This window comes from Pantoea sp. SJZ147 (genome assembly GCF_007828605.1).
In the GTDB taxonomy this organism is placed as follows: Bacteria; Pseudomonadota; Gammaproteobacteria; order Enterobacterales; family Enterobacteriaceae; genus Pantoea; species Pantoea allii.
On the sequence record NZ_VIVB01000004.1, the window covers coordinates 104,518 to 116,791 of the forward strand.

8 protein-coding genes are annotated in these 12,274 nt (G+C 53.2%); 2 read left to right on the plus strand and 6 right to left on the minus strand.

The window, feature by feature from the left end:
* Window positions 1–218: 218 nt before the first annotated feature.
* Complete coding sequence (locus tag FBY13_RS07620) at window positions 219–1,304, plus strand: acyltransferase family protein (protein ID WP_145393872.1); 1,086 nt, start codon at window positions 219–221, stop codon at window positions 1,302–1,304.
* Between the two features lie 38 nt (window positions 1,305–1,342).
* Here FBY13_RS07620 and FBY13_RS07625 read toward each other — a convergent pair whose 3' ends face one another.
* A complete protein-coding gene (locus tag FBY13_RS07625) occupies window positions 1,343–1,951 on the minus strand; it encodes an NUDIX domain-containing protein (RefSeq protein WP_063879950.1) in 609 nt (202 codons plus the stop codon).
* Between the two features lie 715 nt (window positions 1,952–2,666).
* On the opposite strand from FBY13_RS07625, the gene FBY13_RS07630 reads away from it, so the two are divergent.
* On the plus strand, window positions 2,667–3,746 hold the full coding sequence (locus tag FBY13_RS07630; protein WP_145393873.1) for an acyltransferase family protein: 1,080 nt from the start codon (window positions 2,667–2,669) through the stop codon (window positions 3,744–3,746).
* A gap of 102 nt (window positions 3,747–3,848) precedes the next feature.
* Here FBY13_RS07630 and narI read toward each other — a convergent pair whose 3' ends face one another.
* The 5 genes from narI to FBY13_RS07655 all read right to left on the minus strand — a co-directional run bounded on the left by narI (window position 3,849) and on the right by FBY13_RS07655 (window position 11,924).
* Complete coding sequence (narI, locus tag FBY13_RS07635; protein WP_096011003.1) at window positions 3,849–4,526, minus strand: respiratory nitrate reductase subunit gamma; 678 nt, start codon at window positions 4,524–4,526, stop codon at window positions 3,849–3,851.
* On the minus strand, window positions 4,526–5,215 hold the full coding sequence (narJ, locus tag FBY13_RS07640; RefSeq protein ID WP_145393969.1) for a nitrate reductase molybdenum cofactor assembly chaperone: 690 nt from the start codon (window positions 5,213–5,215) through the stop codon (window positions 4,526–4,528). Before narJ ends, narI begins: the two co-directional genes overlap by 1 nt.
* A complete protein-coding gene (gene narH / locus FBY13_RS07645; RefSeq protein WP_145393874.1) occupies window positions 5,215–6,750 on the minus strand; it encodes a nitrate reductase subunit beta in 1,536 nt (511 codons plus the stop codon). The genes narJ and narH overlap by 1 nt, the downstream gene beginning before the upstream one ends.
* Entirely contained in the window at window positions 6,747–10,484 is a 3,738-nt protein-coding gene (locus tag FBY13_RS07650; protein ID WP_145393875.1) for a nitrate reductase subunit alpha, read from the minus strand. Before FBY13_RS07650 ends, narH begins: the two co-directional genes overlap by 4 nt.
* Before the next feature lie 78 nt (window positions 10,485–10,562).
* Window positions 10,563–11,924 carry a NarK family nitrate/nitrite MFS transporter gene (locus FBY13_RS07655; protein ID WP_255474463.1) on the minus strand — a complete coding sequence of 454 codons (1,362 nt, stop codon included), beginning with the start codon at window positions 11,922–11,924 and terminating at the stop codon, window positions 10,563–10,565.
* Window positions 11,925–12,274: the final 350 nt, after the last annotated feature.

Here is a 12,274-nt window from a genome sequence, read left to right on the forward strand (position 1 = left end):
TAAGGCGGCGTTTCTTGCCGTGCCCTCTGCTTTTATTCTCTCAGTTTCTTCTGAAAATTTACATTTAGTATTATTTTAATGGATTGATTTTGATGGTTTTATGCCGGATTAGCTTCTGCGCGAGTAACAGACTGTAACTTTTAAGAGCCGCCTGATTGAGACCTGCGTGAAAATATAAATAATTCTTCACAAATTCATCGCACGATCAGGACGAAATAATGAGTCAGGACAGAAAGGAAATCCTCTGGATTAATACCCTCAAAGGAGGATGCATCTTACTTGTGGTATTGCATCACTCCATCATCACCACGTTCGCACCTTCGCTCCCTCATCTGACTGCCGGTCTGTTCCCGGCTCACTGGTGGGTAGCATTTAATACCTGGCTTTCGCCCCTGCGGATGCCCGCATTTTTCTTTGTCTCCGGACTGCTGGCCGCCAATTCGGTCGTGAAGAAAAGCTGGAAAGCGGTCTTTACCAAGAAGTTCAGCAATATTGTCTACCTCTACCTGCTGTGGGGCGTGATTCAATGGCTGAGTATCCACTACATCTCAACCCATCTGGGGGAGCGGCTGTCGAGCAGTAAGAATGCCGCCTATGCTGATTCCCCGCTGGAGTTTATCAAGCTGTTAATGCTGTCGATGACCAGCCTGTGGTACTTGTATGCGCTGGCCGGATTCTTCCTGGTGACCAAGCTTTTTCATCGACAGAAAATAGTGCTGGTCGTATTTGCGATTGCGGCGAACTATGCGGCACAGTTTAGCCTTATTCCCGGATGGGGACCGGCCAGCGTCGCGCAAAACTATCTCTATTTCTTACTGGGCGTCTTTTTCAGCGCGGCATTAATTGAACTCAGCGGTCTGAAAGGTCGTCACTGGCTGTGGCTGGGCGCAATAGCGCTGATCGGCATCCTTCATCATGCGGGCGGCATTTATAAAAATCCGTTTTACAGCCTGTTGACCATCGTCTTTGGCATTGTGCTGTGCCGTTTTCTTAACGCGCATTTCAATATGGCCTGGTTGAATTACATCGGACGCAATACGCTGCAGATTTATGTCTTGCACCGTATTTTTATCGAGTTAGTGGGGCTGAGCGCCATCTCCCTGGCGCTACATTATGGCTGGTTCGGCAATGCGGGCTTTAGCTGGAGTTGGGCGCTGTTGATGCCGTTAACCGGCGTGGCGGTGTGTACGTTACTTTCGCTGTTGGTCTGGACGCTGTTGAACCGTGGACCCGGACGGATACTGTTTATCCACCCGCGTTTACTCAGTAAGCATCAGGCGGAAACGCAAACCTCATCATCCTGAATTCACGGGCCAGCTTACTGGCCCGTTTTTTGTCTACGTTAGTCTGGCGTGCAGATGCCTTTGATGACCAGATGCTGAATCAGAATAATGGTTTTCGCGTCAATGATGGTCCCCGCATCAATCATGGCAAGCGCCTCTTTAATCGGCACCTCAATCACCTTGATATCTTCGCCTTCGGCGGCAATACCCCCGCCCGCGTTTATTCGCATCTCACGGGTAAAAGGGGCGATAAAAAAGTGCAGACGCTCGGTAACGGAACCGGGGCTCATGAATATCTCGCCAATCTTAGTGACGTCATTCAGCTTGTATCCCGTTTCTTCTTCCGCTTCGCTTCTGATGGCCTGAATGGGGTCACGTGCGTCGAGCAATCCGGCACAGGCTTCAATCAGCTCAAAGTGATGACCGATCAAAAAAGCAGGCATGCGGAACTGACTGGTCAGGATGACCGTCCTGTCGTCGCGGTTGTAGAGCAGGATGGTCGCACCGTGACCGCGATCATAAGCTTCACGGGTAAAGCGCTGTTCTGTGCCATCGGTGCGCACATAGGTCATATCATATTTGGTCAGTGTGCCCCAGTCGTTTGCCAGTATCTGCTGGTCGTTAACGGTAGCGGTAGTGGCAACGGGCGTAAAACGCGTCTGCTTCATGATGACATTCCATTTGTGAGTAAATCAGAAACAACCATTCAGACAGCGCGTGCCGAATGGAAAACTGAAAAATTAATCCTGAATCCGTAAAAGCCAAAATGGCCTTTTTAGCCTGTCTGCGTTATTCCGCAGGGCATAAATAAAAAAGACGAATAAGCTATTAACGGCATTTATCCACACGACCCGTGCGCGCTCTCTGTTATTCAGGTGATATCCGGACCTGAAATTACCCTAAAGGCGGCAGGAGAAGGGGCAACATGATTAATACGTTTCGACGTAGGGAAAAATGTTTTTCCGGCAAAGGCTTAAGCAAACTCTTTTACCTGGAGGACTGACTCACTCGTGATTGTCGGATAACGCTCACCTGCACTTACGTTGAGTGGCCTGTCTTAAAGTACAGTTAACGTAATGGCAAAAATAGCGTTAAGCAAGTACCGACAGAGAAAATTCATAGTAAAGTCATATTCCGTTGTGGACGGGCGATCCTGATTTACTCTGACGCTCAATGGATGTTACCGACGTCAAATTAAAGCCGGCATAAATGTCAAAGAATACCCTTTATTGTAAAGCTGGGTTCTAAACCGTTTCCGACAGATAACTTTAAGACTTTCGCTACATTCAGGTGACAGGACATACGGAATACTTTCCACATAACGATCATATGAGCAGCGCGAATTCGTTTTTTCTGGAATGACACCACGGCGGAAATTCCCTGATGAAGCACAATGAAAAAGAACACATTGCATGGATTAATACGCTCAAAGGCATCTGTATCCTGCTTGTTGTGCTGTACCATACGGTGTTGCCCGGCTTTGAAAATACGCTAAAAGACCTGAGCGCGGGCGTGTTCCCCGCAGAGATGTGGGTGCAGTTCAATAGATTATTATCCCCACTGCGTATGCCTGCTTTTTTCTTTGTTTCAGGTTTGTTGGCCAGCAATGCCATTATTAATCGCCCCTGGAAGCACATCACGACCAGCCGAATCACTAATTTGTTTTACCTGTACCTTGTATGGGGAGCCATTCAGTGGTGGTCAATCGTGGGGATTTCAACAGAAATCACCGGACAGCGTATTTCACAAAATCTTAATGCGGCCTATGCGGGATCGCTGGCGGAGTTTCTTACGCTGACATTTCTGGCGATGAGTACCTCATGGTACTTATATGGTTTAGCGATCTACTTCCTGTGCGCTAAACTTTTTCAGCGTTATAAGGTGCTATTGCTGGTCGCGGCAACGCTGCTCAATTACCTGGCTGTTGAAAAGGTGATCCCCTTCTGGGGGCCACAGAGTCTGGCGCAGTATTTTGTGTTCTTCATACTGGGGACGTTCTGGTGTACGCAGATGCTGCGTTTGAGCGAGTGGCGACGGGAAAATAGCTTGCCGTGGTTGTTGCTGGCGCTGGTGGCAGGTCTGCACGGCCTGTTCGGTGTGGATAAGCGCCTTTTCGTATCTGTCCTTGCCATCCTCATCAGTATTGCCGTCTGCCGTCGGTTAAATCAGATCAGCAGCATGGCCTGGCTCAACTGGATGGGGCGTCATACTTTACCCATTTACGTTCTCCATCGTATCTTTATTGAGTATTTCGGTATGACGGCCATTTTATTGGCACAGCGTCATCAGCTGTTTGAATTAGCGTGGTTTTCCTGGCTGTGGGCCAGCCTGTATCCGCTGGTGATTGTGGCCCTCTGCTCACTGTGTTCCATTGCCGTCTGGTCGCTGACGAATCGGGGAGCAGGGCGCGCGCTGTTTATCTTTCCAACCCTGATAAAACGGCCAGTCTGCCCTGGCACCTGACCACGCGTTTGGGTCATAACGTCTGGCCGGGCGAGATATCAGCGGTTTGAAAAAGAGAAATGAACCCGGCCAGCGATGAGGTGGTCGGGTTCACGGGCCGTCTTATTTACGTGCGCGTACCACCTGATAGCGACGCGTGAGATACTCAACTGGCGCGCTCCAGACGTGCACAAGACGGGTAAACGGGAAGACCAGAAAAATCGTCATGCCCAGAATCAAGTGAACACGATAAATCCACTCAACGCCGTCAAGCCACTGGGCAGCATTACCCTGGAATGTCACCACCGCCTGCGCCCAGCCGACCAGTTTCATCATGCCAAGGCCGTCCATGTGCTGCAGCGAAAAGATGATGGAAATCAGCCCCAGGGCAACCTGCACCACAAGGATACCCATAATCACAATGTCGGCGCGCGTCGAGGTCGCCCGGATGCGTGGATTGAGCAGCCGTCTTTTCAGCAGCAGAAAGCCGCCAACCAGCGTCATCAAGCCAAAGACGCCACCGGCCATCATCGCGAGTTTCTGCTTGGTGGCAATCGACAGAAAGGGTTCGTACATCCAGTGCGGCGTCAGCAGGCCGAACAGATGCCCGAATAAGATCCCAATAATGCCGATGTGAAAGACGTTGGACGCAAAGCGCATGCCCTTTTTGTCCAGCATCTGGCTGGATGAGGCACGCCAGGTATACTGTCCGTAGTCATAGCGCAGCCAACTGCCTACCAGGAAAACCGTTCCGCACAGGTAGGGATAGATATCAAAAAATAACACGTCCAGGTAGTGCATTATTGTGCGCCTCCAGAGGTCAGTTCAAGATACTGCGGACGGCTGTCCTGACTGAAACGGCGTTGATGCTGTTGCCGTTCAGAACGATCGCAGGCTTTATCATCGATGAACTTAATTTGTTCTTCTTCCCATACCGCATCTATCGCTTCGCGCGTGTCATCGCGCGGCTCGGTGGCAACCTGCCGGGCAACGCTCTCACTGTGCAGCGGGCTACGCGCGAGGTTGAGAAGGGCGTCAAACAGCTGGCTAAACTCACTGCCGCGCGCTTTCAGTCGTCCGCCCAGCAGGGCCAGAATTGGCGCGATATCCTTCAGGCCCTGACGCGCCGCTTTCTCATCCTGTTGACTCAGGTACTCCAGATAGAGCGGCAGATGATCGGGCAACTCCCGGCAGTGGAGTTCCAGACCGGCCTGCTCATACTGAGCCAGCAGATCCACCATCGCCTGACCGCGATCGCGCGATTCAGCATGAACATGTTCGAACAGCAGGAGTGATGTTGCCCGCCCGCGTTCAAACAGGGCGCACCAGTCGCTCTGCTTATCCAGCGGTGCTGCCGCCAGATAATGCTGGGTAAAGGACGAAAGTGCAGGATAGTGCTGCGTGATCAGTGCACGTACCTCATCCTGGTGCTGCCACAGCGATTCATCCGGGTATTCAAGCAACATGCCAATAAGTTTCAGGATATCCATCATTCCCCTCCCGCTTTATTACCGATATCAATGGCATCAATGCGGCGGCTGTTAAACAAATTGAACTGAGTATCACTGCCGTGGCAACCGTCACCAAAACTGAAGCCGCAGCCGTTGCGTTCCGGAAAGGCATCCCGGGCCAGTTCGCGATGACTGGAGGGGATAACAAAGCGGTCTTCATAGTTGGCAATGGCCAGATAACGGTACATTTCTTCTGCCTGCTGCATACTCAGGCCCACTTCTTCAAGCGCGCGCGTATCCGTCACGCCGTCAACGGTCTGCGAGCGTTTGTAATGGCGCATTGCGATCATCCGTTTCAGCGCGCGTAATACCGGCGCGGTATCGCCCGCCGTCAGCAGGTTAGCGAGGTATTGCACAGGTATCCGCAGGCTTTCCACATCGGGTAAAACGCTGGCGTCCGCTTCGAGCAGACCGGCATCAGCCACCGACTGAACGGGTGACAACGGCGGCACATACCAGACCATCGGCAAGGTGCGGTATTCCGGGTGAAGCGGCAGGGCCAGCTTCCAGTCCATTGCCATTTTCCAGACCGGCGAAGCCTGGGCGGCGTCGATCACGCTTTGCGGAATGTCCTGACGTAAGGCTTCCTCAATCACGGCGGGATCGTTCGGGTCAAGGAAGATGTCGCACTGGCGCTGGTACAGGTCGTGCTCATTTTCCGTGCTGGCGGCATCGGCAATCTTATCGGCGTCGTAGAGCAGCACGCCCAGATAACGAATGCGGCCCACGCAGGTTTCAGAGCAGACGGTCGGCATGCCTGACTCAATGCGGGGATAGCAGAAAATACACTTCTCTGACTTGCCGCTCTTCCAGTTGAAATAGATCTTTTTGTAGGGACAGCCGCTAATGCATAAACGCCAGCCCCGGCATTTATCCTGATCGATCAACACAATGCCGTCTTCTTCACGCTTATAGATCGCACCGCTGGGGCAGGTGGCTGCACAGCCTGGGTTCAGGCAGTGTTCACACAGGCGCGGCAGATACATCATGAACGTGTTTTCAAACTGGCCATACATCTCTTTCTGCATGGCGTCGAAGTTTTTATCGGCACTGCGTTTGCTGAACTCCCCACCCAGCAGCTCTTCCCAGTTAGGGCCGCCGACGATTTTATCCATCCGTTCGCCGCTGATCAGCGAACGTGGACGGGCGGTCGGCTGACTTTTACCTGCTTTAGCGGTATGCAGGTGTTGGTAGTCATAGGTAAAGGGCTCGTAATAATCATCAATGCCCGGCACCACGGGATTGGCGAAGATTTTAGTCAGCACGGCGCTGCGGCTACCCAGACGTGGCGTCAGTTGGCCGTTGATTTTGCGTATCCAACCGCCTTTCCATTTCTCCTGGTCTTCCCAGGCCTGGGGATAACCTATGCCGGGTTTGGTCTCGACATTGTTAAACCAGGCATATTCCATACCTTCACGCCCGGTCCAGACGTTTTTACAGGTCACCGAACAGGTGTGGCAGCCAATACATTTATCCAGATTCAGAACCATTCCGACCTGTGAGCGAATCTTCATTTTGCTGCCTCCTGAATCTGATCCCGGCCTTCATCATCCAGCCAGTTAACCTGTTTCATTTTGCGCACCAGGATGAACTCATCCCGGTTGGAACCGACCGTGCCGTAGTAGTTGAAGCCATAGGCCAGCTGGGCATATCCACCGATCATGTGGGTGGGTTTAGGACAGGCGCGGGTCACCGAGTTATGGATACCGCCGCGCATGCCTGTTACTTCAGAACCAGGAATGTTCATCAGTCGCTCCTGGGCGTGATACATCATGGTCATGCCGGCAGGTACGCGCTGGCTGACAACGGCACGGGCGGTTAAGGCACCATTGGCGTTGAACACTTCAATCCAGTCGTTATCTTCGATGCCCAGTTCCTGCGCATCGGCTTCGCTCATCCACACAATCGGCCCGCCACGGGACAGGGTCAGCATCAGCAGGTTGTCACTGTAAGTCGAGTGAATGCCCCATTTCTGGTGCGGCGTCAGGAAGTTAAGGGCTTTTTCCGGAAAGCCGTTGGACGGGATATGTTTCAATCCTTCCAGACTGCGGGTATCAACCGGCGGACGATAAACCACCAGGCTTTCACCGAACGCCCGCATCCAGGGGTGATCCTGATAGAGCTGCTGACGACCGCTCAGGGTGCGCCAGGGAATCAGCTCATGGACGTTGGTATAACCGGCGTTATAAGAGACATGCTCATCTTCAAGCCCGGACCAGGTGGGGCTGGAAATAATCTTGCGCGGTTGCGCCTGGATATCACGGAAGCGGATTTTTTCCTCTTCTTTGTTGCGGGCCAGATGGGCATGTTCCCGGCCGGTGAATTCGCTCAGCGCATTCCAGGCTTTGACCGCGACCTGACCATTGGTTTCCGGGGCCAGCGTTAAAATCATCTCAGCAGCGTCAATGGCGCTGTTGATCTGCGGCTGTCCTTTGGCCGGACCGTCCGCTTTCACATAATTGAGTTTGCGCAGCAGTTCGACCTCTTTATCGGTATTCCAACTGATGCCTTTCCCCCCATTGCCCAGTTTTTCCAGCAGCGGCCCGACAGAGGTGAAGCGCTCATAGGTGGCCGGGTAATCCCGCTTAACGGTCACGATGTGCGGCGCGGTTTTACCCGGAATCAGGTCGCACTGGCCTTTTTTCCAGTCACAGATATCGCCGGTCTGCGCCAGTTCGGCGGGCGAGTCATGCTGAACAGGCTGGAGCACCACATCGGTTTCCTCACCCAGGTGGCCCTGACAGAGTGCCGAGAAGGTTTTAGCGAGGCCTTTATAAATATCCCAGTCGCTTTTTGATTCCCAGGCCGGATCGACGGCCGCAGAAAGCGGATGGATAAAGGGATGCATGTCAGAGGTGTTCATGTCATCTTTTTCATACCAGGTCGCCGTGGGCAGCACAATATCCGAGAACAGGCAGGTGCTGGACATCCTGAAGTCGAGGGTCACCAACAGGTCGAGCTTGCCCTCCAGCGCCTCGGTCTGCCACTCCACGTCCTCTGGCATCAGCGCCGAATCATCCACTGGCTGGCCCTGAATACCGCTATCGGTGCCCAGTAAATAGCGCAGCATGTACTCATGGCCTTTGCCGGATGAGCCAAGCAGATTGGACCGCCAGATAAACATATTGCGTGGATGGTTGGTGCCGCTGTCGGGTTGCTCACTGGCCATACGAATGGTACCGGCTTTCAATGCCTGAGCGGTCCAGGCTTCTGGCGTCATGTTGGCCTGGCGGGCCTGGGCGCTGATCTCCAGTGGGTTGACGTTAAGCTGTGGCGAGGAAGGCAACCAGCCCATGCGCTCAGCGCGAACGTTAAAGTCCAGCAGGTGACCGGTGTAATCGTGTGGATTGGCCAGCGGTGACAGAATGGATTTCACCTGCAATTTCTCAAATCGCCACTGGCTGGCATGATTGTAGAAAAACGAGGTGCTGTTCATATGGCGAGGAGGGCGATTCCAGTCCAGCGCAAACGCCAGCGGGGCCCAGCCTGTCTGAGGACGTAATTTTTCCTGACCGACATAGTGCGCCCATCCGCCGCCGCTCTGACCAACACAACCGCAGAACACCAGCATGTTGATCATCGCCCGATAGCTCATATCCATGTGATACCAGTGATTAATACCGGCACCGAGAATGATCATGGAACGGCCGTGGGTTTTATGGGCAGTCTCGGCGAATTCCCGGGCGATCTTTTCGATCTGGCTGCGTGGCACGCCACAGATCTGTTCCGCCCAGGCTGGCGAATAGGCGCGAATATCGCTGTAATCCTGTGCGCAGTTGCTGTCATCCAGCTGACGATCGATGCCATAGTTCGCCAGGGTCAGGTCATAAACCGATGCAACAGGCACCCGGCTGCCGTCCGCCAGCGTCAGCATTTTCACCGGCAGTTTATGCAGCAGGATGTCGTCCTGCTTAACATGGCGGAACTGTGGGTTTTCCAGTCCACCGAAGTAAGGGAACGCCACGTCCACCAGCGCATCGTTCTGATCGATGAGGCTGAGTGCCAGTTGGGTGGCGGAGCCATTCGCTTTTTGCTCCAGGTTCCATTTCCCTTTTTCACCCCAACGGAAACCTATCGAGCCGTTAGGCACCACCAGTGCGCCATCGGCATTGCAGGCCACGGTTTTCCATTGTGGATTGTTTTCTTCACCCAGATTGTCCATCAGGTCAGCGGCACGGAGCTGGCGGCCCGGCGCATAACTGCCGTCTTCACGGGCTTCAAGCACGACCAGCATCGGCATATCGGTGTACTGGCGGGCATAGTTCAGGAAGTAATCACTGGGGTTTTTCAGGTGGAATTCATTGAGGATCACATGCCCCATCGCCATCGCCAGGGCGCTGTCGGTGCCCTGTTTCGGGGCCAGCCATTGATCGCTCAGTTTTGCGACCTCGGCGTAGTCCGGTGTGATGGCGACGGTTTTCGTTCCTTTGTAGCGCACTTCGGTAAAGAAGTGCGCATCGGGCGTACGCGTTTGCGGTACGTTTGAACCCCAGGCAATGATGTAGCCCGCGTTGTACCAGTCAGCGGATTCCGGCACATCCGTCTGTTCGCCCCAGGTCATGGGCGAGGCCGGGGGCAGGTCACAGTACCAGTCGTAAAAGCTCAGACAGGTACCGCCGATTAACGACAGATAGCGCGTACCCGCCGCATAGGACACCATCGACATCGCCGGGATAGGGGAGAAGCCAGCAACGCGGTCGGGGCCATAGCGTTTAATGGTCCAGATGTTGGCTGCCGCAATCAGCTGATTCATCTCCTGCCAGTTGGCCCGCACGAAGCCGCCATGGCCGCGCTGCGATTTGTACTGACGCGATTTTTCCGCGTCAGACATCAACGCATCCCATGCCGCAACCGGATCGCGGTTCTCACGCAGTGCTTCACGCCACAGCTCAAGCAGGGCTTTTCGCACCAGGGGATATTTCAGGCGGTTGGCGCTGTAGAGATACCATGAATAGCTGGCACCACGCGGACAGCCGCGAGGCTCATGGTTAGGCAGGTCTGGGCGAGTGCGAGGGTAATCCGTCTGCTGGGTTTCCCAGGTGACGAGACCGTTTTTAACATAGATTTTCCAGCTACAGGAGCCGGTACAGTTCACGCCATGGGTTGAACGGACAATTTTGTCGTACTGCCAGCGCTGACGATAACCGTCTTCCCAGTCACGGTTGTTGTGATAAACCTGCCCATGGCCATCGGCGAAACTTTCACCTTTTTGTTTGAAATAGCGAAAACGGTCAAGAAGTTTACTCATAACACTTCTCCAGTCGGGTCAACGACCCGTTGAATTCAACTCAATCATGAGCTGATGTGTGAATAATAATCGGGTGAATTAATCGCTGGTTTTCTTACCACGACCATATGAAAGCCAGGCCACGAGCAGGCAGACGATGTAGAAAAGCAAAAACACAATCATGGCGGCGGCGGGCGTACCTGTAATGGCCAGCGAACTGCCAAAGGCTTTGGGGATAAAGAAACCGCCGATGGCGCCCAGTGCCGAGATAAAACCCAGCGCCGCCGCCGTATCGGTCACGGCGGCATGCTGTGCGGCATCCAGACTGTGGCCTTGTGCCAGCATTTTGCTTTGCGTTAGCTGGCGGAAAATCACCGCTATCATTTGATAGGTGGAGCCACTGCCCAGCCCGGCGGTCAGGAACAGCCCCATAAACACCAGGTAGAAACCCAGGAACGATCCGCTGCCGCTGCCGGGTAAGGTGAGGAACAGCAGGGCGGAAAACATCACCATCAGCATAAAATTAATGATGGTCACTTTTACGCCACCGAGCTTATCGGAGATCATCCCGCCCCCCGACCGGGCCAGTGCGCCAAGCAGCGGGCCAAAAAAGGCGAAATGCGTGATATCCACCGCTGGAAACTGGGTTTTCGCCAACACGGCAAAGCCCGCGGAAAAACCAATAAACGAGCCAAAGGTGGCAAGATAAAGCATGCCCATGATCCAGACGTGGGCATTTTTCAACACCGGCAACTGGTCACGAAGTGAGGAGCGCATTCCGGCAATGTCATTCATGCCAAACCAGGCGGCAATAGCGGTCAGCGCCAGTAGCGGCACCCAAATCCAGGCCGCGTTTGCCAGCCAGATGGCTGCTCCTTCGCCGTGGGGAACGCCGTGGGATAAAAACGGAACAAAAATGATAAAAGGGGCTACGAGTTGCATCACGCTGACGCCTAAGTTACCCAAGCCGCCATTGATGCCCAGCGCCGAACCCTGCTGACGTTTAGGGAAGAACAGGCTGATATTGCCCATGCTGGACGCGAAGTTCGCGCCTGCTAATCCGCACAGCAGCGCAATAACGATGAAGACCGCATAGGGCGTTTGCGGGTTTTGCACAGCGAACCCAAGCCAGACACAGGGGACGATCAGGATAGCGGTACTGAATGTGGTCCAGACACGGCCGCCTAAAATGGGCACGATAAAGGAGTAGGGAATGCGGAAAAGGGCACCCGACAGCGCCGGAAGTGCGGTTAATAAAAAGAGCTGTTCAATGGTGAAATGAAAACCCACCTGATTCAGATAAACCGAAACGGCGCTGAACAACATCCACACACAAAATGCCAGCAGCAACGCTGAAACCGAAATCCATAAATTTCGACGAGCAATATGCTGCCCGCGCCGTTGCCAGAAATCAGAATCTTCAGGATGCCATTCCCGTAATAGTCTTTCTTTTTTATTCACAATGTACTCCGGGTCAGGATAAACGTTACGTGCAGGCAGGCGTGAAGGCATCTGCCTGCATTGAGGGCAAAGATGATGAAATGTCAATTAACGTAAATTTTGCTGGTTAAATTATGATTAAGTTTCGGTTGTGGATTTTGATAAATATCAAGAACATCCCCAAATACGCCTAAAGGGGTAGAAGGCTGGCTAAAATAAGGATTAACAAAAGTGTATTAATAATGGGATATTGAAATTTTAAATAAAATTACTGCTTTTTAATCAGGCCATTATATTGGGTTTGTTTTGACAGGGTGGAATAAGGTGTTAGTGCCGCTAATAAGTTTCTGTCGCGTTGTCGTGCGCCAGTC

Coding starts and splice junctions, on each gene's coding strand:
- FBY13_RS07650 (WP_145393875.1), bottom strand. CDS start 10,484: ATGAGTAAACTTCTTGACCGTTTTCGCTATTTCAAACAAAAAGGTGAA.
- FBY13_RS07620 (WP_145393872.1), top strand. CDS start 219: ATGAGTCAGGACAGAAAGGAAATCCTCTGGATTAATACCCTCAAAGGA.
- narI (WP_096011003.1), bottom strand. CDS start 4,526: ATGCACTACCTGGACGTGTTATTTTTTGATATCTATCCCTACCTGTGC.
- narH (WP_145393874.1), bottom strand. CDS start 6,750: ATGAAGATTCGCTCACAGGTCGGAATGGTTCTGAATCTGGATAAATGT.
- narJ (WP_145393969.1), bottom strand. CDS start 5,215: ATGGATATCCTGAAACTTATTGGCATGTTGCTTGAATACCCGGATGAA.
- FBY13_RS07630 (WP_145393873.1), top strand. CDS start 2,667: ATGAAGCACAATGAAAAAGAACACATTGCATGGATTAATACGCTCAAA.
- FBY13_RS07625 (WP_063879950.1), bottom strand. CDS start 1,951: ATGAAGCAGACGCGTTTTACGCCCGTTGCCACTACCGCTACCGTTAAC.